This window comes from Pseudomonas sp. LBUM1648 (assembly GCF_059716145.1).
This window is the reverse complement of the sequence record NZ_CP166808.1, coordinates 5,470,466-5,497,003: the sequence shown is the minus strand read 5'-3', so window position 1 is coordinate 5,497,003 and position 26,538 is coordinate 5,470,466. Positions and strand designations below refer to the sequence as shown.

At 58.9% G+C, this 26,538-nt stretch carries 25 protein-coding genes, 2 tRNA genes and 1 pseudogene; 10 read left to right on the top strand and 18 right to left on the bottom strand.

The window, feature by feature from the left end; all coding sequences use genetic code 11:
- Positions 1-6: 6 nt before the first annotated feature.
- The gene (locus ACA043_RS24880) at positions 7-414 is read right to left on the bottom strand and encodes a serine kinase/phosphatase (protein ID WP_497658104.1); all 408 of its coding nucleotides are present in this window, start codon (positions 412-414) and stop codon (positions 7-9) included.
- Positions 415-555: 141 nt separating this feature from the next.
- On the opposite strand from ACA043_RS24880, the gene can reads away from it, so the two are divergent.
- Positions 556-1,200, top strand: coding sequence for a carbonate dehydratase (can, locus tag ACA043_RS24875; RefSeq protein WP_401271417.1), 645 nt, complete (start codon positions 556-558; stop codon positions 1,198-1,200).
- 21 nt (positions 1,201-1,221) lie between these two features.
- Here the strand turns inward: can and ACA043_RS24870 are convergent, their stop codons facing one another.
- The 4 genes from ACA043_RS24870 to ACA043_RS24855 all read right to left on the bottom strand — a co-directional run bounded on the left by ACA043_RS24870 (position 1,222) and on the right by ACA043_RS24855 (position 6,555).
- Complete coding sequence (locus ACA043_RS24870) at positions 1,222-1,746, bottom strand: SET domain-containing protein-lysine N-methyltransferase (RefSeq protein ID WP_489881022.1); 525 nt, start codon at positions 1,744-1,746, stop codon at positions 1,222-1,224.
- A 179-nt stretch (positions 1,747-1,925) separates the two neighbouring features.
- Complete coding sequence (locus ACA043_RS24865; protein WP_497658103.1) at positions 1,926-3,098, bottom strand: hypothetical protein; 1,173 nt, start codon at positions 3,096-3,098, stop codon at positions 1,926-1,928.
- A gap of 119 nt (positions 3,099-3,217) precedes the next feature.
- Positions 3,218-4,918: an acid phosphatase gene (locus ACA043_RS24860; RefSeq protein ID WP_497658102.1), complete on the bottom strand. Its 1,701-nt coding sequence runs from the start codon at positions 4,916-4,918 to the stop codon at positions 3,218-3,220.
- A gap of 218 nt (positions 4,919-5,136) precedes the next feature.
- Positions 5,137-6,555, bottom strand: a complete 1,419-nt coding sequence (locus tag ACA043_RS24855) for a short-chain fatty acid transporter (RefSeq protein WP_497658101.1) — start codon at positions 6,553-6,555, stop codon at positions 5,137-5,139.
- A gap of 320 nt (positions 6,556-6,875) precedes the next feature.
- Between ACA043_RS24855 and ACA043_RS24850 the strand changes: the two genes are divergently transcribed.
- The 5 genes and pseudogenes from ACA043_RS24850 (at position 6,876) to ACA043_RS24830 (ending at position 11,116) form a co-directional block, all read left to right on the top strand.
- Complete coding sequence (locus ACA043_RS24850) at positions 6,876-8,189, top strand: MFS transporter (RefSeq protein ID WP_187678068.1); 1,314 nt, start codon at positions 6,876-6,878, stop codon at positions 8,187-8,189.
- A 68-nt stretch (positions 8,190-8,257) separates the two neighbouring features.
- Positions 8,258-9,082, top strand: a pseudogene (locus ACA043_RS24845) (PAS domain-containing protein); the annotation flags it as partial.
- Positions 9,062-9,622: a methyl-accepting chemotaxis protein gene (locus tag ACA043_RS24840; protein WP_410457997.1), complete on the top strand. Its 561-nt coding sequence runs from the start codon at positions 9,062-9,064 to the stop codon at positions 9,620-9,622. The pseudogene ACA043_RS24845 and the gene ACA043_RS24840, both read left to right, overlap by 21 nt.
- A gap of 189 nt (positions 9,623-9,811) precedes the next feature.
- Entirely contained in the window at positions 9,812-10,411 is a 600-nt protein-coding gene (locus tag ACA043_RS24835) for a flavin reductase family protein (protein ID WP_187678066.1), read from the top strand.
- A gap of 72 nt (positions 10,412-10,483) precedes the next feature.
- Positions 10,484-11,116, top strand: coding sequence for a LysE family translocator (locus ACA043_RS24830; protein WP_497658100.1), 633 nt, complete (start codon positions 10,484-10,486; stop codon positions 11,114-11,116).
- Positions 11,117-11,150: 34 nt separating this feature from the next.
- Here ACA043_RS24830 and ACA043_RS24825 read toward each other — a convergent pair whose 3' ends face one another.
- From ACA043_RS24825 to ggt, 3 genes are all read right to left on the bottom strand, one after another.
- The gene (locus ACA043_RS24825; RefSeq protein ID WP_401271435.1) at positions 11,151-11,522 is read right to left on the bottom strand and encodes a helix-turn-helix domain-containing protein; all 372 of its coding nucleotides are present in this window, start codon (positions 11,520-11,522) and stop codon (positions 11,151-11,153) included.
- Between the two features lie 3 nt (positions 11,523-11,525).
- Positions 11,526-11,828 carry a type II toxin-antitoxin system HigB family toxin gene (locus ACA043_RS24820; protein WP_401271437.1) on the bottom strand — a complete coding sequence of 101 codons (303 nt, stop codon included), beginning with the start codon at positions 11,826-11,828 and terminating at the stop codon, positions 11,526-11,528.
- Between the two features lie 249 nt (positions 11,829-12,077).
- The gene (ggt, locus tag ACA043_RS24815) at positions 12,078-13,910 is read right to left on the bottom strand and encodes a gamma-glutamyltransferase (protein WP_497658099.1); all 1,833 of its coding nucleotides are present in this window, start codon (positions 13,908-13,910) and stop codon (positions 12,078-12,080) included.
- A 154-nt stretch (positions 13,911-14,064) separates the two neighbouring features.
- Here ggt and ACA043_RS24810 point away from each other — a divergent pair, with 154 nt between their 5' ends.
- Entirely contained in the window at positions 14,065-15,177 is a 1,113-nt protein-coding gene (locus ACA043_RS24810; RefSeq protein WP_497658098.1) for a DUF2817 domain-containing protein, read from the top strand.
- Positions 15,178-15,328: 151 nt separating this feature from the next.
- Here ACA043_RS24810 and ACA043_RS24805 read toward each other — a convergent pair whose 3' ends face one another.
- Positions 15,329-15,583 carry a bacteriocin immunity protein gene (locus ACA043_RS24805; protein ID WP_489881029.1) on the bottom strand — a complete coding sequence of 85 codons (255 nt, stop codon included), beginning with the start codon at positions 15,581-15,583 and terminating at the stop codon, positions 15,329-15,331.
- Between the two features lies 1 nt (position 15,584).
- Positions 15,585-16,733 carry a pyocin-S2/colicin E7-DNase domain-containing protein gene (locus ACA043_RS24800; RefSeq protein WP_497658097.1) on the bottom strand — a complete coding sequence of 383 codons (1,149 nt, stop codon included), beginning with the start codon at positions 16,731-16,733 and terminating at the stop codon, positions 15,585-15,587.
- A 406-nt stretch (positions 16,734-17,139) separates the two neighbouring features.
- On the opposite strand from ACA043_RS24800, the gene ACA043_RS24795 reads away from it, so the two are divergent.
- Together ACA043_RS24795 and ACA043_RS24790 are read left to right on the top strand one after the other, a co-directional pair.
- Positions 17,140-17,610: a helix-turn-helix domain-containing protein gene (locus tag ACA043_RS24795; protein ID WP_489881031.1), complete on the top strand. Its 471-nt coding sequence runs from the start codon at positions 17,140-17,142 to the stop codon at positions 17,608-17,610.
- Between the two features lie 79 nt (positions 17,611-17,689).
- Entirely contained in the window at positions 17,690-17,914 is a 225-nt protein-coding gene (locus ACA043_RS24790; protein WP_497615351.1) for a SymE family type I addiction module toxin, read from the top strand.
- Positions 17,915-17,982: 68 nt separating this feature from the next.
- Here ACA043_RS24790 and ACA043_RS24785 read toward each other — a convergent pair.
- Positions 17,983-18,059, bottom strand: a tRNA-Met gene (locus tag ACA043_RS24785).
- A gap of 115 nt (positions 18,060-18,174) precedes the next feature.
- Positions 18,175-20,232 (bottom strand): methyl-accepting chemotaxis protein, encoded by a 2,058-nt coding sequence (locus tag ACA043_RS24780; RefSeq protein ID WP_497658096.1) that lies wholly within the window; start codon positions 20,230-20,232, stop codon positions 18,175-18,177.
- A 333-nt stretch (positions 20,233-20,565) separates the two neighbouring features.
- On the opposite strand from ACA043_RS24780, the gene ACA043_RS24775 reads away from it, so the two are divergent.
- Entirely contained in the window at positions 20,566-21,783 is a 1,218-nt protein-coding gene (locus tag ACA043_RS24775) for an MFS transporter (RefSeq protein WP_497658095.1), read from the top strand.
- A gap of 180 nt (positions 21,784-21,963) precedes the next feature.
- On the opposite strand, the gene ychF is transcribed toward ACA043_RS24775, so the two are convergent.
- The 6 genes from ychF to ispE form a co-directional block, all read right to left on the bottom strand.
- Positions 21,964-23,064 carry a redox-regulated ATPase YchF gene (ychF, locus tag ACA043_RS24770; RefSeq protein ID WP_187678059.1) on the bottom strand — a complete coding sequence of 367 codons (1,101 nt, stop codon included), beginning with the start codon at positions 23,062-23,064 and terminating at the stop codon, positions 21,964-21,966.
- Positions 23,065-23,086: 22 nt separating this feature from the next.
- On the bottom strand, positions 23,087-23,671 hold the full coding sequence (gene pth, locus ACA043_RS24765; RefSeq protein WP_016773203.1) for an aminoacyl-tRNA hydrolase: 585 nt from the start codon (positions 23,669-23,671) through the stop codon (positions 23,087-23,089).
- A 171-nt stretch (positions 23,672-23,842) separates the two neighbouring features.
- Positions 23,843-24,445: a 50S ribosomal protein L25/general stress protein Ctc gene (locus ACA043_RS24760; protein WP_187678058.1), complete on the bottom strand. Its 603-nt coding sequence runs from the start codon at positions 24,443-24,445 to the stop codon at positions 23,843-23,845.
- Positions 24,446-24,586: 141 nt separating this feature from the next.
- A complete protein-coding gene (locus ACA043_RS24755) occupies positions 24,587-25,528 on the bottom strand; it encodes a ribose-phosphate pyrophosphokinase (protein ID WP_003171603.1) in 942 nt (313 codons plus the stop codon).
- A 45-nt stretch (positions 25,529-25,573) separates the two neighbouring features.
- Positions 25,574-25,648: transfer RNA gene (locus tag ACA043_RS24750), tRNA-Gln, on the bottom strand.
- A gap of 36 nt (positions 25,649-25,684) precedes the next feature.
- Positions 25,685-26,536: a 4-(cytidine 5'-diphospho)-2-C-methyl-D-erythritol kinase gene (ispE, locus tag ACA043_RS24745; RefSeq protein WP_497658094.1), complete on the bottom strand. Its 852-nt coding sequence runs from the start codon at positions 26,534-26,536 to the stop codon at positions 25,685-25,687.
- Positions 26,537-26,538: the final 2 nt, after the last annotated feature.

Below are 26,538 nucleotides of genomic sequence, written 5' to 3'. Positions count from 1 at the left end.
CACAAATCAGCGGTTGCCATCAATCGGATCGCGCCGCGCCAGTTCCGCCTCATCCAGGCCGTTACCGCCGCCGATGTCATCTTCATCGACCACGCTCAAATCCCAATCCGCCGGATGGTTTTCACCCGCTTCTGCGGCATCCCGGGCACCATCTTCATGAATCAGCGTTTCCGGGCTCATATCGTCGTCGGTCGGCTCATGGTCGCTGACTGATGCTCCCGTCATGCCCGCCTCATGCACACGTTCCTCTGGCATCAGCTGTTCGCGCTCACGCTCGGGCAATTCATCGCCAATGTTTGCGCTGGGCTGTTCGTCTTCGTCGAAGTCCAGTTCGCGCATCGAACCCATGCGGTCTTCGTTATCATCGATGGGCTCCGGTTGCACCGCATCGTAAGGGCGTCGTGAATCAGTCATGGCAATTCCTCATACTGTGGGCCTTACTTGGGTGGACACACCCGGCACGCGAGAATTCCAATCAAAACACTTGCGATCCTTTCGTGACCCCGACGGACGGTTGTCTGTCAAAGCTGCGCATCTTTCTTGAGGCCTTACAGCATGCATGACTTACAAGACCTGATTGATAACAACGAGCGTTGGGCTGACGCGATCACCAAGGAAGACCCGGATTTCTTCGCCAAACTCGCTCGCCAGCAAACCCCCGAATATCTATGGATCGGCTGCTCCGACGCGCGGGTGCCGGCCAACGAAATCGTCGGCATGCTGCCGGGTGATCTGTTCGTTCACCGCAACGTCGCCAACGTGGTCCTGCACACCGACCTCAACTGCCTGTCGGTGATCCAGTACGCCGTCGATGTGCTCAAGGTCAAACACATCCTGGTCACCGGCCACTACGGCTGTGGCGGTGTGCGGGCGTCGATGCAGGATCGTCAGTTCGGCCTGATCGACGGCTGGCTGCGTTCGATCCGCGATCTGTACTACGAAAAACGTGAAGAGCTGGCCAAGCTGCCAACCGAAGAAGAACAGGTCGACCGACTGTGCGAGCTCAACGTCGTCCAGCAAGTGGCCAACGTCGCCCACACCAGCATCATCCAGAACGCCTGGCATCGCGGGCAGAGCCTGTCGATTCACGGTTGCATCTATGGCATCAAGGACGGTCGCTGGAAAAGCCTGAACACGACCATCAGCGGTTTCGAACAGTTGCCGCCGCAATACCGTTTGCGTCCGGTCGGTGAGTTGTAACCCGGATTTTTCAGGGGCTGTTCAACGTGAGCATTGCCGGTGCCAGCGCTGCAGAAAGTACTGGCCCTCAATGCTCGGTGGTTCGTTGTAACCGGTGATCCACCCTCGGCAACGCGAAGACCCGCAACCGCAGGCAAACTGGCGCAGCAGTTTGTCTTCGGTGGCGGCGTAATCCATGGTCAGGCGCTCGCCCCTGTGGATATCTTTCAACGCCCACAGCCATAGTTCGCTCATGTCGAGAAACACATTTGGGTCGCAGGCGTGTTCGAGCAATCCGCAAAAGCGCGGATCGTAGATATGAATGCCGGTCAGCAATTGGCGGGTCTGTCGACAGCGATAGGGCAGCAATTGCCCCGAGACCCGGCACATGCGGCTGGTATGCAGAAACTCACGGCGCGCGGCAACCGCCACAGGGTTGCCGTGTTGATCGTGGATGACTTCGAAGTCAGCGCTGGATGGAAACCCGAGGCGCACCGGCAGTCCGGCGAAGGGGTAGATGCCTTCGGTATCGCGTGGAGCGGATCCAGCAACGGCATGGGTATTCATAACAATCCTTGTCGCAAGGGGCTGCGACTTCCTTGGTTGACGTCCTGTCAACACGGTGACACGTTTCTTTGGATCCAATCTATTCGTATAGGTATAGCCGGTCTACTGTCAGATCTGACAGTCGAGATAGACGCTTTCCCGCGTCAGTCATGACTGACACAGGAATCACGTCTGCTCGATTACAGATGTGGAGCGGGAACCGCAGCGGCTGGCAGCGGGGCTTTGAGCTGTTGCAGTTGCGCCTTGATCGGCGTGGTCGTGCACTTGGCAGCGGCCTCTTCCGGCTTCAGGTTGCGGATCGAGGTGTAGAACAGCTCGCAGGTTTTGACCTTTTGCGTCACCTGCCAGGTCTGGGTGCAGCTGTTGAGCGTGGCTTGCGGATCACTTCCCGGTTTGCTGCCCATCCCGGCCTGCCAGCAGGCGGCGCTCAAATCCTGCCCCATCACTTTCAAACCAGCAGCATCGGCTTTGGCCTGCGCATCGTCGCCGGTGTAGCTCTTGGGGTCGGCGGCGTACCAGATGTAACTCGGGTGGTTCGAACCGAGCACCGGCACGTTCACGCCTGTGCTCGGGCTGATGGTCGCCAGGCCCAGAACATTCACGGTCGGCCCGTATTGCTGCTTGATCCAGTTCCGCACGGGGGCGCCGAAAGCCACCATCGGCAGCGTCGTGCCCTTGGCGGTCTGGCTGAACTGTTTGACCAGTGTGGTCTGGTAGTCCTTGAAGTAGTCATAGACGCCTTCCAGATCGCTGCCGGCGTTGGACGGCGCGGCAATCGGGGCGATGTCGATGATGGTCTGGTAAGCAGGTGTCTGATCGGCAGGGATGCCATTGACCGTCAACAGCGTTGCCCAGCGGTCGGTGGTGTTCGAACGCAGATAATCCTGAGCCTGAGTCAGTGAGTAATCCGGCGGGAAGTGCAACAGCTCGACGCTTTTGCGATTTTCCAGGGCCATGCCCAGTGGCAGGAACAGGTACCAGCTATAGGCCCATTTGCCGTCGGCATTGAGTTTGCTCGCGCCGGTGTAAGCCAGATCACCGGCATCGAGCAGGGCGGACAGCGGTTTGTCGTACCCCTCAGGCACGCCGCTGATTTCGGCGTAAATCTGGCCGTTATCGTTCTTCACCAGCACCTTGGCATCGGTGTAACCATCGCGCTGCACGCTCTGGCTCAGATAATGGGCGACGGTCTGCTCCAGCGACCAATTGCGAAAGCAGATCACGCTGCAATTGTTGGGATAGGCGAAGAGGCGGGTGACGCGCTCGGTGCTGCCCAGTTTCAGGTCGACATCGGCGTGGGCGGCCGCGCTCAGTGTGAGCGCGGCGAGGGTAAGTCCTGCGAATTTGAACATGCTCAGATCCTTTTCAGCGTGGTTTCCCCCGATTGTTGGGGCGCTTCATATTGGATCAGCGCTGTGACACAGAGAAGCCATCATTCGCAGATTTTTACGCCGCGCCGCAGGACTCGCTCTCAGACCTGAAAATGCAGGGCGTTGGTCAAATCCCCCATGGGTTTCTGGCCTCTTGCGGTCATTGCATCATCGCGCTGCTTGAGGCCGTCGAGGGTCTCCAGTTGGAACACTCGGGTGATCAGGCGCAGGATCGATGCCGTGTCGTAAATCGTGTGATCCACCGTGCCCTTGCGTGCGAATGGCGACACCACCAAGGCCGGTACGCGTGAGCCCGGCCCCCAGCGGTCGCCCTTGGGCGGTGCAACGTGATCCCACCAGCCGCCGTTTTCGTCCACCGTGACGATCACCACCATGTTTTTCCACTGTGGACTTTCGCGCAGCACCTTCAGCGCACGCACGATGTGCCGGTCACCTGACGCCACGTCGGCATAACCGGCGTGCATGTTCAGGTTGCCCTGAGGTTTGTAGAAACTCACGGCGGGCAGCTTGCCGGCCTCGGCGTCGGCGAAGAACTTGTTGGTGCTCGACTCGTCACCCAACCCGGCATCGCGCAGGCGTTTGTTGCGCTCGGCTGGATTCTCCGGGCCTTGCTGCTTGAAGTAGTTGAACGGCTGGTGGTGATACTGAAAGTTAGGGATCTTCGGAATGCCGCCGGAATCCTTGTACTGCTCCAGCGTCGCCTGCCACGCCCCGGCGTACCACGCCCAGTCGACGTTCTTCTTCGACAGCTTGTCGCCGATGTGCTCGTGGGTCTGCGGCACCAACACGTTGGGCAGATCGGGTTTCGAGTACGCCGGACGCTCCGGGTCGCGAATCCACGTTGGCCAGTAGGGAGGGGCGAGAGTGTTGACCGCGAAACCGTCCGGCGTCAGCGCACTCGGGCCAAACTGTGGCGGGCCTGTCATGGCGCTGGCCGGTGATTGCGCCAGCGGTTTGAGCCTTGGATCGGCCGGGTCATCGCTTTGCAGCGCAGCGATTTGGCTTTTGGCTACCGAATTGGCAGCGTCCGGGTAAAACGGCGCGGTGGCGCTGATCAGGTATTGATGGTTGAGGAACGAGCCACCGAAGGCGCCCTGGAAGAAGTTGTCGCACAGCACGAATTCCTGCGCGACGTCCCACAAACGCAGGGAATAGCGACTCTGTGCGTAGTGGCCCATGGTCAAGCCGCCGGAATCGGCCCACGCGACAAAACCATCGTTCTTGCCGCCATTGATCTGCATCTGGTTCTGATAGAACACGTGCCATAAATCGCGGGTAACCAGACCAAACGGCAAGTCTTCGCCGTTCGGACCTTTGAGGGCGAATGGGGCGTTCGGCAGGTTTTCCTGAAACTGCGTGGCGCCGGGATAGGTTACGCCATCGAGGGTTTGCGGACCGATCTGCAAGACACCGCCCCAGGCGGGCGGCAGGGTTTGTAGCAGGCTGCCGTCGCGGTCGCGTTGTTGATAGTCGGCAGGTTTTAGCGCTGACAGCGGTTTCTCGACACCGGGGAAATCACCGAACAGGTTGTTGAAGCTGCGGTTCTCGGCGTAGATCACCACCACGGTTTTCACCTGATCGCGCAGGGCCTTGTCCAATTCGGCATGGGACAGTGGCCGCTCGGTCGGTTTGCCGGATTGATCGCCCGCGTTGCTGCAACCCGCCAGTGTTGCGCCGACACCGAGTACCGCGACGCCGCCGAGAAAGCGGCGGCGACTGGTGTCGGTGGGTTTATCAGATTCTGGCGAGGAGGGGTCTTTAGCGTCTGTATCGTCGTTCATGTCGCGCCCGTTTTTGCTTAAATGTTTCAGTATGTTTCGGGCGGACGCTAGCAAGGGAATGTGACGGCGGGGTTACAGCTTTGAATGCGCCGAGAATGAGTGTGGGAGCCAGCTTGCTGGCGATAGCGGTGTATCAGTCAACATTGAAGTTGCCTGACAAACTGCAATCGCCAGCGGGCTGGCTCCCACGAGGGTTCTATGTCGCCTGGCCGATCCGTTTACGGCATCACCGGCGGCGTATACGCCAATGTCGTCCCCAGCGCCCACAGCAACAGCAGCACCAGCGGCGTGTGCACCAGCAATTGCACGAACGAGAAGCCGATCAGATCCCGCGCCTTCAGACCGAGCACGCCCAGCAGCGGCAGCATGTAGAACGGGTTGATCAGGTTCGGCAGCGCTTCGGCGGCGTTGTAGATCTGCACCGCCCAGCCGAGGTGATACTGCAGATCGTTGGCCACTTGCATCACGTACGGCGCTTCGATGATCCACTTGCCGCCGCCGGACGGGATGAAGAAGCCGAGAATCGCCGAGTACACGCCCATCAACAACGCATAGGTATCGTGAGAGGCGATGCTCACGAAAAACGTCGAGATGTGATGCGCCAGGGTTTGCGCATCGGCGCCTTTGACCGTGGTCATCAGCGCGGCAATCGAGCCGTACAGCGGGAACTGAATCAGCACGCCCGTAGTGGTCGGCACCGCTCGCGCAACCGCGTCCAGGAAGCTGCGCGGACGCCAGTGCAGCAATGCGCCGAGCATGATGAACAGGAAGTTGTAGGTGTTCAGCCCGGAGATCGCGGTGATCGCCGGTTTAGTCGAGAACTCGTGGAACAGCCATCCCGCCGCCAGCAGCACCAGCACGATGATCAGCAGCGGACTGTGTTCCAGCCATTCACCCGGCCGGGTGCGTGGTTGCAGCGGAGGCAGGTTAAAGGCCGGGTCGATGCCGCAGGCCTCGGCGTCGCGCGCGGAGTTCGGCCCGGGGGCGGTGGCGTAGGCGATGATGATCGAAATCACGATCAGCGCCAGCAGCATCACGCCGGACTGCCAGAGGAAAATCGTTTCGGTGAACGGAATAACGCCAGTGATCGACAGGATCGATGGCGGCAGGCTGGCGGGGTTGGCCTGCAATTGCGCAGCCGACGACGACAAGCCCAGCGCCCACACCGCGCCAAGACCCAGATAAGCAGCGGCCCCGGCGGCACGGTAGTCCATTTTCAGATCGGTGCGGCGGGCGAGGGCGCGCACCAGCAAACCGCCGAACACCAGCGACAGACCCCAGTTGAGCAGCGACGCGACCATCGAGATCAAGGCAACCCAGGCCACGGCGGAGCGACCGTTTTTCGGGGTGCGTGCCAGGCGATCAATCAGTTTCACGGCGGGGGGCGAGCTGGCGACAACGTAGCCGCCTATCACCACGAAAGCCATCTGCATGGTGAACGGAATCAGGCTCCAGAAGCCGTCACCGAACGCCATCGCGGCAGCGGTGGGCTTGGCGCCCATGGCCAGCGTGGCCACTGCCACGATGATCACGGCCAGCGCGGCGAATACCCAGGAGTCGGGAAACCAGCGTTCGGCAAAACTTGAACAGCGCAGGGCAAAGCGTGCGGAGCGGCTATCTTCGATATCAACGGCCACGGGAGTACCTCGGATTTTTTATGGTTGTTTTTGGTCCTGAGGATGAATTGCACATCCCCTGTAGGAGTGAGCCTGTTCGCGATAGCGTCATTACATTCAACACATGTATTGACTGAATCGACGCCATCGCGAGCAGGCTCGCTCCTACAGGTATTCGACTGTGAAACTCGCCAGTTCGGACAGGCATAAACAGTAAATCAACCGCCGCCGTTTTGTGAGCAGGTTTTGCAAAACCGGGACTATGGTCTAACGGGTTGTCCATCCGCCCATTTGCGTAGACCATGGGCGCCTTGGTTTTTTGCCTGCCAGAGTTCTTTGCCATGACTGCCCAAACCACGGCCAAACCTGCGCCGTTCAGCCGCTCCGACTACAAGACCCTCGGCCTTGCGGCCCTTGGCGGGGCGCTGGAGATCTACGATTTCATCATTTTCGTGTTCTTCGCCCTGACCCTCAGCCAGTTGTTCTTCCCGCCGGAAATGCCCGAGTGGCTGCGCCTGTTGCAGAGCTTCGGCATCTTCGTCACCGGTTATCTGGCGCGGCCGCTGGGCGGGATCCTGATGGCGCATTTCGCCGACCGATTGGGGCGCAAGAAAGTCTTCAGTCTGAGCATCCTGATGATGGCGTTGCCGTGCCTGCTGATCGGGATCATGCCGACGTATGCGCAGATCGGTTATTTCGCGCCGCTGCTATTGCTGGCGCTGCGCATCCTCCAAGGCGCGGCCGTCGGCGGTGAAGTACCGAGCGCCTGGGTGTTCGTCGCCGAACACGCACCGACCGGCCATCGCGGTTATGCGCTGGGCGTTTTGCAGGCCGGGCTGACGTTCGGCTATCTGATCGGCGCACTGACCGCGACCTTTCTGGCGCAAGCCTTTACCCCGGCGGAAATCCTCGATTACGCCTGGCGCTATCCGTTCCTGCTCGGCGGCGTATTCGGCGTGATCGGTGTCTATCTGCGTCGCTGGTTAAGCGAAACTCCGGTATTCATGGCGATGGAAGCGCAACGCGAAGCGCGGGTCGAACTGCCGCTGCGTACCGTGCTGCGTGAACACCGGTTGGCGATGCTGCCGGCCATGCTACTGACTTGCGTACTGACCTCGGCAGTGGTGGTGTTCGTGGTCATCACCCCGACCATGATGCAGAAAACCTTCGGCATGACCGCTAGCCACACCTTTGCCCTGAGCGCATTGGGCATTGTCTTCCTCAACATCGGTTGCGTGATCGCCGGTCTGCTGGTCGATCGCATCGGCGCCTGGCGCACGGTCATGCTTTACAGCCTGCTGCTGCCGCTAGGCATCGCCGTGCTTTATGGCTGTCTGATCATGGGCGGCGATTGGGTTGGTCTGGCCTACGCCGTGGCCGGACTGGCGTGTGGTGTCGTCGGCGCGGTACCGTCGGTGATGGTCGGTTTGTTCCCGGCGCGTATCCGAGTGTCGGGGATCTCCTTCACCTACAACATTGCCTACGCCGCCTGGGCGAGTATCACACCGCTGTTGTTGATCGGTCTGATGCCGTGGAGCCCTTGGATCTGCGTGATCTTCTGCGCGGTGATGGGCGTAGTGGGGATTCTCAGTGCTGCGTATTTCGGCTCGCGGATGCCGCGCACGGGCCCGTGTCAGGTGGCCGGGGCTGCTTGACGCCGACCGTCCAAACTATTTTTGACTGACCGGTCTCAAACGCTCTTCAGAAAAGACTTCCAAGGCCGATGGTTAGGCTGTATCCCGCTTACTACCCTGCCCATCGGTGCTTTCCCATGTTCAACAAACGCCTGAAGCAAGAGCTGGCCGCTCTTCGTGAAGAACTCTCCAGTCTTGTACAGGTAAAGGAAAGCCTGGAGAGCGAGATGCTGGTGCTGACCCTTGAACCGGACGGACGGATTCAATCGGTCAACCAGAACTTCCTCAACGAGATGCTCTACAAGAGCCAGGACCTGATGGGTCGGGCGCTTGAGGATATCGTGCCGGCTCACGTCAAATCCGACGAATTTCACCACCGCTTCAGGAATGCCTTGACCCGAGGCGAGCACTTCGCCGGAGCCGTGCGCCTGTTGCGTGGCAATGGTGAAGAGGCCTGGTTGCGCTCGATTGCCCAGCCTGTACGTTCTTCGGATGGGCGGATCAAACATATTTCGATCTTCTCCAGCGACTTGACCCGCACCATCGAAGCCTCCCGCGAACACGAAAACCTGATCGGCGCGTTGGTGCGTTCCACTGCAGTGATCGAGTTTGACCTCAACGGCAACGTGCTGAATGCCAACGAGCGGTTCCTCAACGGCATGGGTTACAGCCTGGCGCAGATCAAAGGCAAACATCACCGTATGTTCTGCACACCCGAGGAATACAACAGCGCCGAGTATCAGAACTTCTGGCGCCGTTTGAACAATGGCGAATTCGTGGCTGAACGCTTCAAGCGGGTCGACAGCCATGGTCGTACAGTCTGGCTGGAGGCGTCCTACAACCCGGTGGTCGATGCCAACAACAAACTGTACAAAGTGGTGAAGTTCGCCACGGTGATCACCGATCAGGTCAATCGCGAGCAAGCCGTCGCCGACGCGGCCAACATTGCCTACAGCACCTCGCAGCAGACCGACAGCACCGCGCAACGCGGTACGACCGTTGTGACCGAGGCTGTCAACGTGATGCGCGATCTGTCGCGGCACATGCAGACCGCCGGTGAAGGCATCGAAGCGCTGAACGAGCAGTCGCTGGTGATTGGCACCATCGTCAAAACCATCAGCGGCATTGCCGAGCAGACTAACTTGCTGGCGCTCAACGCGGCGATCGAAGCGGCTCGCGCGGGCGAGCAGGGTCGCGGCTTTGCTGTGGTGGCCGATGAAGTGCGACAACTGGCTTCACGTACCAGCCAGGCGACCGAGGAAATCGTCGGCGTGGTGCGGCAGAACCAGGAAATGGCGCGCAACGCCGTCGCCCTGATGACCGACGGCAAGCTCCAGGCCGAACAAGGGCTGGCGCTCGCGGCGGAGGCGGGCACGGTGATCCTCGAGATTCAGGACGGCGCGCAGAAAGTGGTCGATGCGGTCGGGCAGTTCGCCAATCAACTGTCCCACTGACCTGCACTGATCCCTTGTGGGAGCGACGGTGCGACGGTGCGACGATTCGACCTGCTCGCGAAGGCGTCAGTACACTCAGCATTAATGTTGACTGATACACCGCTATCGCGAGCAGGCTCGCTCCCACAGGATCTGTGTTTCTCCAGTGGCAGCGCTACAATCTGTTCCTTTTTCCCGGAGCAGATCCCCATGAGCGATTCCCACCGCCGCCCGGTACCCCTGAACAAAGCCTACCGTTTGCTTAACCACGGCCCGACCGTTCTGGTCAGCGCCGCCCATGACGGCCAGCGCAACATCATGGCCGCCGCGTGGGCGATGCCGCTGGATTTCGAACCGCCGAAAGTCGCCGTCGTACTCGACAAATCCACCTGGACGCGGCAATTGCTCGAAGCCTCCGGCACCTTCGTCCTCAACGTGCCGTGCGTCAATCAGGCCGATATCGTGCAAACCGTCGGCAACACGTCGGGTCTGGAAATCACTCAAAACCAAGGGCAGGACAAGTTTCAGGCCTATGGCTTGCAGACCTTTGCTGGCGAGAAAGTCGAGGCGCCATTGCTCGACGGTTGCGTCGCCTGGCTCGAATGCCGCTTGTTGCCCGAGCCGCGTAACCACGAACAGTACGATCTGTTTCTCGCCGAAGTCATCGCCGCTCACGCCGATGAGCGTGTGTTCAGTGAAGGGCGTTGGCATTTCGAAGGGCATGATGGTTTGCGTACGCTGCACCATGTGGCGGGTGGGCATTTCCTGACGATTGGTGACGCGGTGGATGGCAAGACGCTAGCGATTTGAATGGTGGCTGATGGCAAAACATTGCTGAATGTTGCAAGGTAGGGGCATTGTCGAACCAATCACACGTGCCCCATGGACCTTTCCCTTTCGAGTTATCTCGCTCCGTTACTGTCGCTGGCGTTGCTATGGACAGTTGCGGTGGTCACACCCGGCCCGAATTTCTTCAACATCGCTCAACTCGCAGTCAGCCGCTCCCGCCGTCATGGCGTGGTAGCGGCGCTCGGCGTTGCCAGCGGAACGGTGTTGTGGGGACTGGCGGGCGGCCTGGGTATCCAGTCATTGTTCAGCGCAGCGCCGACCTTGTACTTGAGCTTCAAGATTGCCGGCGGCTGCTACCTGATCTATCTCGGACTCAAGCAATTCAAGCGCAAGGCGCCCATCGTCCCAGGCGCTTCAGATGCTGCGCAGCAAACGTTGCTCGGTGCTTACGGGCGCGGTTTTCTGGGCAACATGACCAACCCCAAATCGGCGCTTTTCGTCGCAACAATCTTCGCCACCGCGATGCCTGCCCATATACCGCCGTTGCTGCTGGCGCTGGCGGTGATGACCATGGCCACGTTGTCGTTCAGTTGGTATTGCAGCGTGGCGCTGTTCTTCGCCAGCCGGCGGATTGCCGGTGTTTACGAGCGGTCACGTCAATGGCTGGATCGATTGGCCGGTGGTTGTTATCTGCTGTTTGGTGCGCATCTGCTGGCTTATCGCTGAGCCGCGGTCACAGTCTGGGTTGCTGCAATCTGTATCAGATTTGCTTCATTGGCTTGATCAGGCTTTCTGCAGGAATTCCAAACAGCTCATGAAGTTTCCAGATCATTGGCAAAGTGAGTGCCCGCTTGCCATTCAACACTTCATAGACCCTGTTTGTTCGACCGATAGCCGGAGCGAGATCCGCGGCTGACAGGCCTGACTGTTCCATCCGGAATTTGATGGCATCGATTGGATTGGGCAAATCCAGTGGAAACTGTTTGGCTTCGTAGGCCTCAATGAGAGTGATCATGATGTCGAAGTAATCACCTTCAGGGGTACCCGGTTCTGGCTCGTTGTCGAAGAGTGCAGACACGTTATTGAGCGCCGCACGGTAGTCTTCTTCGTTATGAATCGGACGTATGTTCATGGGTTACTCCATTTCGACGGTATCAGCGTCGATTGCATCGTACTGCTTGTGGGTGCCGACGAATTTTATGTATATGGCGCCGAAGCGGTAGGCCACGGCTACGATCAGGCGAAAGTCATTGCCCTTGATGTTGAACACCACTCTGCGGCTTTTCAGAATGCTCGCAGAAGCAAAATGTGCCTTGATGTCCGAGGGCGTTGACCAGCTTGATTTTCTCGCTTCATCTATCCACGCCAACAGTGGTTGCTCTGAGTCCGGATACCGTTCCCAAAAATTTTTGAGCTGACTGACAGCGATAATTCTCATGACGCGATCCTAGTCCCGCTATGGGACTGATGCAAGGCTGTTGGCGTTCGGTGGATGTACGGTTCAAATATTTGTGTGTTCATAGATGCCAGCAGATCCCGAAAGTATTGTTTGCGGAACGGTCACTTACTCTATCCGTGGCAGCAAATTTTCGGGGTAGGAAAAGGCGACGGAATGCTAGTGAACACAATCTGTTAGCCACAAAAAAGGCCTACCTCCCGGTAAGCCTTTTCCATTCACTGCGTAGCCTCAATCCCCCAACGCTTCCCCTTCACGCCGTGGATCCGCGCCACCCGCCAACGACACATTCCCTTGCGCATCCTTGACCCGCACGACGGCCTGGGTGCCGCTGGTCATGTCGATTTCATTCACGCTGTGGCCCTTGTCCTTCAGCGCCTGAATCAGCGCCGGGCTGAACTGGCCTTGTTCCAGTTCGGTCGGGCCGTTGCGGCTGCCGAAGTTGGGCAGGCTGATAGCGCTTTGCGGGTCGAGGTTCCAGTCGAGCAGGCCGACGGTGGTTTTCGCCACGTATTCGATGATCTGCGAGCCACCCGGTGAGCCGACGCTTGCGAGGAATTCGCCGCTGTTGCGGTCGAAGATCAGCGTCGGCGCCATCGACGAGCGTGGTCGTTTGCCGGGTTCGACGCGGTTGGCGACTTTCTGCCCGTTTTCTTCGGGGATGAACGAGAAGTCGGTCATCTGGTTGTTCAGCAAGAAGCCCTGAACCATCAGGTGCGAACCGAATGCGGCTTCGATGGTGGTAGTCATCGACACGGCGCCGCCGAGGTCATCCACCGCCACCACTTGCGAGGTGGAAATGCGCAGCGGCGAGCGATCCGGTGCGTAGGCCACTTGCACGCCCGGCGGCGTGCCCGGTTTGGCGCTGCCCATGCTGCGTTCGCCGATCAGACTGGCGCGGCTGGCGAGGTAGCCTGGGTCGACGAGGCCTTTGACCGGCACTGGCACGAAGTCGGTGTCGGCGACGTATTGCGCGCGGTCGGCGTAGGCCAGGCGCTCGGCTTCGGCGATCAGGTGCACGGCTTGTGGATCGGGTTCGATGCCGGCCGGTTTGTCAGTCTTGTGGGGTTTGAGCGGGGTCAGCGAAAGACGCGGATCGCGGGTTTCCAGTGCCTGCAAGGTGCCGAGAATCTGCGCCACGGCGATCCCGCCCGACGACGGCGGCGGCATGCCGCAGACCTGCCATCGCTTGTAGTCGGTGCACAGCGGCGCGCGCTCCTTGGCCTGATAGCGCTGAAGATCGTTCAACGAAAGGCTGCCGGGGTTGGCGTGGCCCTGAACCTTGGCGACGATTTCCTCGGCGATCGGGCCTTTGTACAGCGCATCGGCGCCTTCGTTGGCAATGCGCTTGAACACCTTAGCCAGCGCCGGGTTGTGCAGGCGCGTGCCGACGGCTTTGACACTTCCGTCGTGGTTGAGAAAGTACGCGGCCATGTCCGGCGATTTACCAATCACCGGGTCTGACGCCAGCAGCGAATACAGACGCGGGGAAATCGCAAAGCCTTGCTCGGCCAGTTTGATTGCCGGCTCGAAGAGCTTCGCCCACGGCAGGCGCCCGTGTTGTTTATGCGCCATCTCCAGTGCGCGCAACACGCCCGGCGTGCCGACCGAACGGCCACCGATCTGCGCCTGCGGGAACGGCATCGGTTTACCGTCCGCTTGCAGAAACAGCTTCTCGGTGGCGCCGGCCGGCGCGGTTTCGCGACCGTCATAGGTGCGCACCTGTTTACCGTCCCACAGCACGATCATCGCGCCGCCACCGATCCCGGAGGATTGCGGCTCAACCAGCGTCAGCACTGCTTGCATCGCAATCGCCGCATCAATCGCCGAACCGCCCTGACGTAGCATCTCGCGACCGGCTTCAGCGGCCAGCGGATTCGCAGCGGCGGCCATGTGTTTGCTGGCGTGGCGGGTTTGCAGATCGGTGCGATAACCGGAGGCGGCTTCCGGCGCCAGCGGCAGGGTCGAGGAGGGCGGGGCGTTGCACGCGGTGAGGGTCAGGGCACTGATAATCAGGGTCAGGGCAGGCAGGCGAAAGCGGCTCAAGGGCAGGGCTGTAAACACGTAGGCTCTCCGTCCGTGGGATAAAAGTCTGACGGACTTTATCGACCGACCGTGAAGGACGCAAACCACCGGTGTGTTTCTCCTTCATGCCTTGGCGAATTTTCTGTAGGGTCAGTGGCAATCGTGAAGCCAGAAAAATCCACAAGAGGCCGACATGCACTGCGAGTTTCCTAGCGAGTCCAGTTACCGCCATCAGCGCGAACAGTTTCTTGCCGCAGCGACATCCGCCGGCGCGACGCTTACCTCCTACGCACACCCGCGTTGCGGGCCGTTTGGCGAACCGTTGAGCACCGATGTGGCTGTGCTCGGCAACCCGCAGGCGAAGCGGCGTTTGGTGACGCTTAGCGGTACGCATGGCGTGGAGGGTTATTACGGCTCCGACTGTCAGATCGACTGGCTGAAAACCTTCGTGCCGGGTTCGCTGCCCAAGGACGTCGCGGTGGTGATGGTTCACCTGATCAATCCCTGGGGCACGGCGTGGTTGCGGCGGGTCAATGAAGACAACATCGACCTCAACCGCAATCACCAGGATTTCACTGGGTCGCTACCGGATAACCGCGCTTACGCCGCGTTGCATGAAATTTACGCCTGCCGCGACTTGAACGGCCCCGAGCGACAACGTGCCGATGCCTTGCTGGCTGCGCAGATCGCTGAGCATGGCTGGCCGGCGGTGATGTCGATCGTCGAGGGCGGCCAGCACAGCCATCCCGATGGATTGTTTTACGGTGGCCGAGCGGCGAGCTGGTCGAATCGCACGTTGCATCAAATCATCGACGCGCATCTGGCCGGCGCTGAAACGATGATGTGCTTCGACCTGCACACCGGGGCTGGTGAGTACGGGCATCCGATGCTGTTGACCATCACTGAGGCGCCATACCCGGCGTTGGCGCAGGCCCAATCGATCTACGGCCCATGGCTCTACACCCTGCACACCGGCGCCGATACCTTGAGCGAAACCGGAGTGGCGGCGACGGCTACCGGCTACACCTCGCAGGCGTTGCTCAATGCATTACCAGGTGTGCAACTGATGCCATTCGTGATCGAGTGCGGGACGTATCCTGGAGCGGACGTGCATCGATATTTGCGTGATGACCATTGGCTGCATCTGCATGGCGATCCGCTGGATGCGACGGGAAGGGCGATCAAGTTGAATTTGCTGGGGCAGTTTTATCCGGCGGACCCGGATTGGCGGGCGATGATGGGGTTGCGGACTCGGCAGATTTGGGGGAAGGGATTGGCAGCCCTGTCGACAGAGAACCCCGAATAGGTCAGGCAGAACTCTGTGGCGAGGGGATTTATCCCCGATGGACTGCGCAGCAGTCCCATTCATTTAATGAAGAGGTGGGGGGCGCTTCGCACCCCATCGGGGATAAATCCCCTCGCCACAGGTTCGGTGCTGTTTCAAGGTATAAAAGCGCTTATCGCTTAAAACCGGGCAGTCCATTGGCGGCACGCCACTTTTTTACTGTTTCGGTGATGCCTTCTGCAGAGTCATCGGCGTCCTCTTGCGGATAGAAAATCAAATCGGATCCTTCGGGATGTCCGCAAATAGAATTGAAGTGAAATACGAGTCTGCTTTCGTCCTCCTCGCGCTCATCATTTCCTATGATGCGCTCAAGCAGGTCAATAAACTCTTGTTCTGTGTAATCCGAAAAGCTTTGTTTAGTAGCCATTTCAATCTTCCCTGTGAATCTCTACGTGCCGTTTCGGAGTCATTACAGCCAAGTTATCCACATCATAAACTGCACCACCATTCTGGATATGCTCGATGTGATGTATCTCATACTTGGCTTTTTCTCCGTGGTGCTCTGACTTCGGAGCAAAAGGAGATCTTCCGTCCATGAGTTTCCCTTGGTTTGTGCGTTTGAATTGACTGAGCAACTCAGGGTCATTCGCCACCTCCACCCAAAACGCCTCCCTAAATTTGTCAAAGCTTGAAAACTCCCACCCCCTGAGCCTATCCGCAATCCGTGTCGGAATCGGCACGCCTATCCCCGTTCCCGCTCCAGCAAGCCAGATCCCCGAAACATCATCCCCAACCCCCGTCACCGTACCCGGCGTCAGTCTGGCCAGTTTCGAAAACACCACATACAGCGACTTCAGCCCAGTGTCCGCCGGGAACACCAGAATGCAATCCTCGGCAGTAATGTCCTCGCCGGGCAGGCCTTCTATCTGGGTGTCCGTGTTCTCGGGAATCGGGTGAACAAGGATCGTGTTCAGTTGCTCGCCGTGTTCGGGACAGACCAGCGGCGGCATTGAGCCGAGTGGCCCGCGTTGTGGCGTCCACAAAATCGTAATGCCGTTAAGCTTGGCCTCCATCGCAGTCTTGTCGCTGTTCCACTCGACTTTGACAGTACGCACCGAGTCATCGCCAGAAGCGCCGGAGTGGATGCCGTAAACCTGCATGACCCCTTCGGCATCACGCCGAAACTGGAAGCGCACACGAGTGGGCGCGCGGCTCATGCGGCGCAGCTGTTCATCGGTATGCAGCGTGCCGTCGCCCATTCGGGTCGGCAGCATCCCGAGGATGAACACGCTGGCCGGCCCACCAGCGCCGCGAATTGCCCAGTTGAGGCGTTGTTGCAGAATGCCGCCGCCCGCCAGACGCCCCAAGGCCAGATCAGCACCTATTGCCGTCGCTACCGCAGTGCTGGCAGAGGGCAGGAGCATGGCGCCGGCGACCATGATCTTGCCGAAGTTGCTGGCGGGTTCGGTGGCCGTGCCGGCGTCCGTTCGGCACCAGTTATCCACAGTGCAGGACTTGGCGAACACCTGATCTTCGCGAGGCTTGGGCGTTGGCCATTCATCCTTTTCGATGTACACCGGCTCCGGCGCGGGGGGGGGGGGGGCGGATTCCACGCAGCCCATGAGCCGTTCCCGCTTGGACGTTTCCAAGGCCAATCTTCATCGAAGAGAGATTTGAATCGAGCCATGACAACTCCCTGTATGGCTTTGAATCGAGCCAGGGAAGCTTGTTGGTCAGTGGGGATTTCGGGCAAACCGATGGGGTGAGTTTCACGCGCCTGGATTTACGAAAAATCCGATTCGTACCTGGATCGAAGCCGTTTCCTACGGCGCTCTCTCAACCTGTTGATGGGCGATTGATCCAGGTGAACCAGCGGTATTTCGTGCTTGTAGTCTTTCGGTTTGGATGGAAGGGATGTCTGCATTTCTCCTACAGAGTTTTCAGGTCGACAACTTACGCACCGCTGCCTGAGGATGTTTTCTGTTGTTTTTTCCAGGATGGATTTCATATGAAAAGGATGAGTCCGTTGCCATTCAACTCTATTTTCAGTCGGCCATTGTCATGAGTATTTCCAATGAGGACCGTGATTTTCTGGTGGCGATGGGCAGTCGCATTGCCCACTTACGCACAGTGCACGAGATCACACAGACTCGGTTTGCACGGGCATTAGGTCTTTCCCGGCAAACCTTTCAGGGCTACGAGGAGGGCACGCGCAGCATGCCGGTCACGACACTGGTGAAGATGGCATTTGCGCTTCGCGTTCCTGTTGAAGACTTGCTCGGGGTTCCCTCGTACACGGAGACGCCCAGACGCTGCTTGACCTCAGCGTGGTATCGACGGCTGCAGTCCATCAATGAGCTTTCGAAGGTCCAACAGAAGGTCATTGCGCAGATGCTCGACGCCCTGATCGCGCAGGCAGCGACCAAAACAAGCGACGAAGAAAGAGAAGTTTGAAGTAACTCAAAGAACGCAGAACCAAGGTGCGACAACACCTTGGCCCCGCTAACCAAAAGCAGCTAAACAGGAGCTAATCATGGCTAAAACCAATCATACGTCATCAACCCCCATCACTGAACGCCGGTTGAAAATCGCCGCAGACTTTTACCCGGTCCACACCAAGGAAAAAAACCACAGCCCCGCCAAACCGGTGCCCTGGATCAGGCTACGTGGCCTGTGGTTGCGGCAGGCGGGATTTGAGGTGAACGAGAACGTTAAAGTCCGAGTGATGAAAGGGTGCTTGGTGATTACCGCGGAGTAACGGATTGCCGAGACTTTTCTCGAGGCATAAAAAAACGGCCTACCTTTCGGTAAGCCGTTTTTAGTACTTGGTGGCTACACAGGGACTTGAACCCCGGACCCCAGCATTATGAATGCTATGCTCTAACCAACTGAGCTATGTAGCCAAGTGGCGCGCATTATTCCCCTGAAATGGAAAAGCGTCAAGCGTAAATTTAAAATATTTCTTCCTGTTTTCAACCGCTTATCCTCCGACCCCGGAAATCGGGGCCGGGCAGGGCGTCAACGCAGTTGGAATCTTGCGGTATTGGCGCTCAACGCATGGCTGCCCTGGCTCAGGGTGTCCGCCGCCAAGTTCACCGCCCGCGCACCTTCAAGCAAACGCACCGCTGCCTGATCGACCTGCTGGATATTGCCGCTGACCTCATCGGCGGTACTTGCTTGCTCTTCAACCGCCGTGGCGATCTGCGCGAGGGTGTCGGTGACGCTCTGTACGGCGCTGGCGATTTCGCCCAAGCGTTCACCGAGACCGGTGACCGACTCGGCATCGGTTTGCGCCTGGCCGCACGCGGCTTCCATCAAACTCACGGCTTCGTTGACCGTGGCGCGTAGGCTGTCAACGGTGCCGGCGATCTGCGCCGTGGACGATTGCGTACGTTGCGACAGGCTGCGCACCTCATCGGCCACCACGGCAAAACCGCGTCCCTGTTCACCGGCGCGCGCCGCTTCAATCGCAGCGTTGAGTGCCAACAGGTTGGTCTGTTCGGCAACACCACGAATGGTGTCGACCACCAGTTGAATCTGCTGCCCTTGCTCGCTGACCCGGCCCAGTGCCGCTGCCGTTTCGTTGAGGCGTTGATTGAGCTGCTGAATGCTCGTGGTAGTCCGTTGGCTGTCGCGGCTGCTGTCAGCGGCGATGCGTTGGGTGTGCTGCGCGCTGCCGGAAGCCTGTTCGCAACTCTGCGCCACGCCTTGCGAGGTGGCAGCCAGTTGCGTGGCGGCAGCGGCGATCTGGCTGATCTGCAACTGCTGCGCTTCGACTTCACCCAGCGCGCCGCTGGAATGATCGTTGAGGCTGCGCACCGCGTTGCTCAGTTGCGAGGTCTCGTGGTCGACGCCGAGCATGCTGTTGCGCAGTTGCACCACGGCGACGTTGAGCGCGGTGCTGATCGCCGCCAACTCATCGCGGCCCTCCACCGGCACTTGCAGGCTCAGGTTGCCGTCACGCAGGGCTTCGGCAAGCACCGTGATGCCGCTGGCGCTGCGCCGGATCGAGGCTTGCAGGCAGATGAACAAGTACAACGCGGCCAGCAGCAGACAGCCGAATACAGCGGCGACGAGGATGAACTGGCGAATCGCCGAGGCGTGGTAGGCCTCCAGGCGCTGATCCAGCGACACCAGCGATTGCTGGCGCAGGGAGGCAAGGTCGGTCAGCAACGCGTCGAGGCTGCGTTCGAACTCTTCGGGCTTGAGCGTGATGCTGCCGCCGAACACGCCGTCATCCAGCACCTTGAGGCCAGCATCGAGGTTTTTCAGGCTGCCGTGATACTGGCCGGCCCAGGCTTGCAGCTCTTTCGGCAGGCGCGCTTCGAGCAGGCCTGCCGTTTTGACAAGCTGCTCGCGGGCATCGCCGATACGGCTGCGCAGGTCGCGCAACTGCAAACGGCTCTGCAAGGTGAACTGGCCGGACACCACCGAAGCCTGACCCACCGCTGCGAGGCGACCGACCCGTTCGATCAAGTCCGGCGCGTGCTGCGTGGAAATTTGCGTGAGCAAGTAGGTTTCCAGCCACGGTGCCAAGGTCAGGCGATTGTCCATGACGATCTGCTCGCGCAACGCTTGCAGGGCACTGAGGGCATGGGTGAACCGGTCGTAACCGTCCGGCCACCAGCCGACGCCGCTGAGGCTTTTCGAATCCAGGCCATTGAGCGCGGTTTGCAACGCCTGATAGCGGACGAGAATCTCGCCGTCGGCGCCTTCGTTTTTCAGCGCGTTGCCCAAATCGGCGGTGGCTTGCAGGACGGCGGGTTGCACGCCGTCGAATGCAGCCATGGCGGCGAGGGTCGCCGGCGTCGGCTGGCGATTGGTTTCCGTGGCGCGCCAACGGGCGGCGCGGTCGCGCTGGGCGGCGAGCAGATTGTCCAGCGCATCGAGGCTGAGCAACTGGCGCACCCCGGCGCGTTCGCCGGAAATCAGGTTGAGCTTGTCGCGATAGTCCTGGCCGATCATCAACAGACTGCCGGCCAACGGCAGAATGAACAGCAGAAACAACAGCTGGAATTTACGTGCGAAGCCAAACCGCCCCAGCAATTTGATCCCCGGTGAAAGGAAAGCCTGCATGCCTCATGACTCCTCTGGACACCACGCACCATCGGCGTGCATCGCGGTCGTGCGACCTTGATGTTGTGCCCTGCTAAAAGGCCTCGAAAGTTCACTCTCGCCCGCTCTGTAGGCCGACTCTGTAGCGAAACTTCCCATTCTCGGCGCCCTTTGTAAGGGCGCCGCGTTCAAGCATAGAAGCAAGGCAAGATTCAGACCATGGCGTTGCGCTATCACCGTTATGGCGATGAACAACTCGTTCGTTAGCTGGCTAAGGGGATGGCGCTGGCGCACCGAAAAATGGCACATTGACGCACCTGCCTGCGGGCACCCATCTGCTGTCCGGAAATTTCCATGGCTATCAGCAACGCTCAGACCGCCGCTGCCTCGGCGTCCGCTCCTCCCCAAAGCAGCCCACTGGTGATGCGCATCATCGGCGCGGTGGCGCTGGCGCATTTGATCAATGACCTGATCCAGTCGGTGCTGCCGTCGATCTACCCGATGCTCAAGGCCAACTACGGTCTGAGCTTCGCTCAGGTCGGTTTGATTACCCTGACGTTTCAACTGACCGCCTCGCTTTTGCAGCCGTGGGTCGGTTATCACACCGATCGCCATCCGAAACCGTGGCTGTTGCCGGCGGGTTCCATTTGCACGCTGATTGGCATCGTGATGATGTCGATGGTCGGCAGTTTTCCATTGATTCTGTTGGCGGCGGCGCTGATTGGTATCGGCTCCTCGACGTTCCACCCCGAGGCATCGCGCATTGCGCGGCTGGCCTCGGGCGGACGCTTCGGTCTGGCGCAATCGACCTTCCAGGTCGGTGGTAACGCCGGTTCTGCGTTCGGCCCGTTGCTGGCGGCGGCGATCATTATTCCGTTCGGTCAGGGCAACGTGGCGTGGTTCGGTCTGTTCGCAGTGTTTGCATTGTTCGTGCTGTACCGCATCAGTCGCTGGTACGCCCATCACCTGAACCTGTTCAAACTCAAGGCCGGCCAAGCAGCGACTCACGGGTTGTCGAAGGGCAGGGTGACCAGTGCGCTGGTGGTGCTCGGTTTGCTGGTGTTCTCCAAGTATTTCTACATGGCCAGCCTCACGAGCTATTTCACGTTCTACCTGATCGAGAAGTTCGACCTGTCGGTGGCCAGCTCGCAGCTGCACTTGTTCCTGTTTCTTGGCGCGGTGGCGGCGGGCACGTTCTTTGGCGGGCCGATCGGCGACAAGATCGGGCGTAAGGCGGTGATCTGGTTTTCGATCCTGGGCGTGGCGCCGTTTACGCTGCTCATGCCTCACGTCGATCTGTTCTGGACGACGGTCCTCTGCGTGGTGATCGGCTTCATCCTCGCTTCGGCGTTCTCGGCGATTGTGGTCTATGCGCAAGAGTTGGTGCCGGGCAATGTCGGGATGATTGCCGGGGTGTTTTTCGGTTTGATGTTTGGTTTTGGCGGGATTGGCGCGGCGTTACTTGGGCATCTCGCGGATGTGCACGGGATTGAGTACGTTTACTTCCTGTGCTCGTTCTTGCCGCTGTTCGGGGTGTTGGCGATCTTTTTGCCGCGGACCAAAAAGGCCTGACCTCACACAGTTCAAACTGTGGGAGCGAGCCTGCTCGCGAATGCGGTGTGTCATCCGCAGAGATGTGACTGACACTCCCTCTTCGCGAGCAGGCTCGCTCCCACAGGGGAAATGTTCAACAGTAGATTTCAGGCACAAAAAAGCCGCGTATCAAACGCGGCTTTTTCTTGGGCGTGTCGCTTACACGTTGAAACGGAAGTGCATCACGTCGCCGTCTTTGACGATGTAGTCCTTGCCTTCCAGACGCCATTTACCGGCTTCTTTGGTGCCGGCTTCGCCCTTGTACTGGATGAAGTCGTTGTAGGCGATAACTTCGGCGCGGATGAAGCCTTTTTCGAAGTCGGTGTGGATCACGCCGGCAGCCTGAGGTGCGGTGGCACCGACTTTGACGGTCCAGGCGCGGACTTCTTCGACACCGGCGGTGAAGTAAGTCTGCAGGTGCAGCATTTCGTAGCCGGCGCGGATCACGCGGTTCAGGCCAGGCTCTTCCAGGCCCAGGGCCTCGAGGAACATGTCCTTCTCTTCGCCGTCATCCAGCTCGGCGATTTCCGCTTCGATCTTGTTGCAGACCGGAACCACCATGGCGCCTTCTTCTTCGGCAATGGCTTTGACCACGTCCAGGTGCGGGTTGTTCTCGAAACCGTCTTCAGCAACGTTGGCGATGTACATGACCGGTTTGGTGGTCAGCAGGTGGAAGCCTTTGATGACTGCCTTTTCGTCAGTGCTCATGTTCTTCATCAGGCTGCGCGCAGGCTTGCCTTCGGTGAAGTGTGCGATCAGTTGCTCCAGCAGAGCTTTCTGAACCACTGCGTCCTTGTCACCGCCCTTGGCGTTGCGTGCGACTTTCTGCAGTTGCTTCTCGCAGCTGTCGAGGTCGGCGAAGATCAGTTCCAGGTCGATGATTTCGATGTCGCGTTTCGGGTCGACGCTGTTGGAAACGTGGATCACGTTTTCGTCTTCGAAGCAGCGCACGACGTGAGCGATAGCGTCGGTTTCACGGATGTTGGCCAGGAACTTGTTGCCCAGGCCTTCACCTTTCGAGGCGCCGGCTACCAGGCCTGCGATGTCGACGAATTCCATGGTGGTCGGCAGGATGCGCTTTGGATTGACGATAGCCGCCAGTGCTTCCAGACGCGGGTCCGGCATCGGCACGATGCCGCTGTTCGGCTCGATGGTGCAGAAGGGGAAGTTCTCGGCCGCGATACCGGATTTGGTCAGGGCGTTGAACAGGGTGGACTTGCCGACGTTAGGCAGGCCGACGATGCCGCAATTGAATCCCATGGTGTTTCCCCTCGGAGTAGAGTCAGGCCTTCTGGCTGTGCAGGTTTTTCATCGCGCGGTTCCATTCACCGGCGAGGATATCCGGCAGCACGCCGAGGGCAAAGTCGATGCTGGCATCGAGTTTTTCCTGTTCGGCGCGTGGCGCACGACCCAGGACGAAATTTGAAACCATACTGGCGACGCCCGGGTGGCCGATGCCAAGCCGCAGGCGGTAGAAAGTATTCTGATTACCCAGTTGCGCGATGATGTCGCGCAACCCGTTGTGACCGCCATGGCCGCCGCCCTGCTTGAGCTTGGCAACGCCCGGAGGCAGATCGAGTTCGTCGTGCGCCACCAGGATTTCTTCAGGCTTGATGCGGAAGAAACCTGCGAGTGCCGCCACGGCTTGGCCGCTGCGGTTCATGTAGGTGGTGGGAATCAGCAGACGAACATCCTGACCCTGGTGCGAATAGCGCCCGGTCAGGCCGAAATATTTGCGATCGGCCACAAGATTCACATTCTGTGCGTGGGCGATGCGCTCAACAAAAAGGGCCCCTGCGTTATGCCGGGTCTGTTCGTATTCGGCGCCTGGATTTCCCAGGCCAACGATCAGTTTGATGGCAGTCACGATAGGGGCCCTTCCTTGGAGTGGTGGATAACATCGCCGCGATCAGGGGAAGCGGCGAAAGTGGACGAAAATTGCTCATTTACCATGAATGTAAACTCCGCGTTCTCGCCCGCTTTCTCGCTACGTTCCAGTCCGCGATGTTACCTGCTCACTCAGGCGTTACAGAGTGAATTACTCTGCTGCGCCTTCTTCGGTAGCTTCTGGAGCAACACGTGGAGCGTGGACGTTGGCAACAGCCTTGTCATCGCCGTGTGCCAGAGCAACGAACTCAACACCTTTAGGAGCTTTGAGGTCCGACAGGTGAATGATGGTGCCGATTTCTGCTTTCGACAGGTCGACTTCGATGAACTCAGGCAGATCTTTCGGCAGGCAGGTCACTTCGATTTCCGAAGTAACGTGCGAGATTTCGCCGCCTTTCTTCACTGGAGCTTCTTCACCAACAAAGTGTACAGGCACGATAGCGGTCAGTTTCTGACCTGCTACAACGCGTACGAAGTCAGCGTGCAGAACGTGGCCTTTCGACGGGTGACGTTGCAGAGCTTTGATGATGACGTTCTGCTTGGTGCCACCAACGTTCAGCTCGATGATGTGGCTGTAAGCCGCTTCGTTTTCGAGCAGTTTGGCAACTTCTTTGGCCAGCATGCTGATGGATTCAGGGGCTTTTTCGCCACCGTAAACAACAGCTGGAACCAGAGCGGCGAGACGACGCAGGCGGCGGCTCGCACCTTTCCCCAGGTCGGAACGCACTTCAGCATTCAGAGTAAAATCGTTCATTTTGTATCTCCAAAATAGCCATGACCGAGCGGCGTTTGCGACCAGCGCCTAACACGGTATGGGCAAAAAAGCCCCGCCCCGACAGGAATGCCGGGGCGGGGCGCTTTTCGTCAACGAGACATTTCGAGAAGGGCAGGGCCCTTAGCGGAACATCGCGCTGATCGATTCTTCATTGCTGATGCGGCGAACCGCTTCGGCAACTACCGGTGCAATATCCAGTTGACGGATACGTGCACAGGCTTGTGCTGCAGCGGACAGCGGGATGGTGTTAGTCACCACCAGCTCGTCCAGCACGGAATTTTCGATATTCTCGATGGCCCGACCCGACAGCACAGGGTGTGTGCAGTAGGCAAAGACCTTGGCTGCGCCATGCTCTTTCAGGGCCTTGGCCGCGTGGCACAGAGTGCCGGCGGTATCGACCATGTCATCGACCAGAATGCAGGTACGCCCTTCGACATCACCGATGATATGCATCACTTCAGAGTGATTGGCTTTCTCACGGCGTTTGTCGATGATCCCGAGATCCACACCCAGCGACTTGGCAACAGCACGTGCACGCACGACGCCACCAATATCCGGGGATACGATCATCAGGTTTTCGAAGCGCTGATCTTCAATGTCATCCACCAGAACCGGGGAGCCGTAGATGTTATCTACCGGAATATCGAAGAAACCCTGAATCTGGTCAGCATGCAGATCAACCGTGAGAACACGGTCGATGCCGACTACGGTAAGCATGTCAGCGACGACTTTCGCGCTGATAGCCACACGTGCGGAACGCGGACGGCGATCCTGACGGGCATAACCAAAATAAGGAATAACAGCAGTGATACGAGTAGCCGAGGAGCGGCGGAAGGCATCAGCCATCACTACCAGTTCCATCAGGTTATCGTTGGTCGGAGCGCAAGTCGGCTGAATAATGAAAACGTCTTTACCGCGAACGTTTTCATTGATCTCGGCAGTAATTTCGCCGTCGGAGAACTTACCGACAGAGATGTCACCGAGAGGGATATGCAGCTGACGTACAACACGCCGAGCCAGATCGGGGTTAGCGTTCCCCGTAAAGACCATCATCTTGGACACGCGCAGTACCTAGAGGCTGAGGGTAACCTGGATGAGTATAGAAAATGGCAGGGGCGGCTGGATTCGAACCAACGCATGGCAGGATCAAAACCTGCTGCCTTACCGCTTGGCGACGCCCCTGTATCTGTTGCATCAAGTGCCGAGCACTTGGTTCCTTTAGAGCAGACTTTGCAGCTTGCGATGCAACATCGAAACGTTGCTTCCTTTTGCTACAAACCCTGTAAGGGTCTCTGTCAGAAGGGCCGAGACTTTATCAGCTTCAGCTTTGCTTGGGAAGCCCCCAAACACACAACTTCCAGTTCCGGTGAGCTTTGCTTCGGTAAATTTACCTAGCAAATCCAATGCGTTACGTACTTCTGGATAACGCCTTGCAACCACCGGCAAGCAGTCATTTCGACTGTTTCCCTCGGGAACGGGGCGCACTTTAATGGGCGGCGTGTTACGTGTCAACAAAGGATCGGAAAAAATTTCTGCCGTACTTACAGCGACTTGCGGCACAAGCACGAGATACCACAGTTCTTCGGGATCGACCGGGGTGAGTTTTTCGCCTACGCCCTCGGCAAACGCTGCGTGGCCGCGGACGAAAACCGGAACATCAGCGCCAAGCGACAAGCCCAGTGCGGCGAGTCGATCTTCATCCCAGCACAACTGCCACAGATGATTGAGACCGAGCAGGGTTGTCGCCGCGTTGGAACTGCCGCCACCAATGCCGCCGCCCATGGGCAGCACTTTGTCGATCCAGATGTCGATGCCAAGAGAACAACCGGATTGTTCCTGCAACATCTTCGCCGCGCGCACGATCAGGTTGCTGTCGTGGGGCACGCCTGCGAATTCGGTGTGCAGTTGAATCACGCCGTCATCGCGAACGGCAAAAGTGATTTCGTCGCCGTAATCGACAAACTGAAACAGCGTCTGCAACTCGTGATAACCGTCTTCACGGCGACCAAGAATGTGCAGCATCAGATTGAGTTTGGCCGGCGACGGCAGAGTCAGGCGTGCAGCGCTCATGC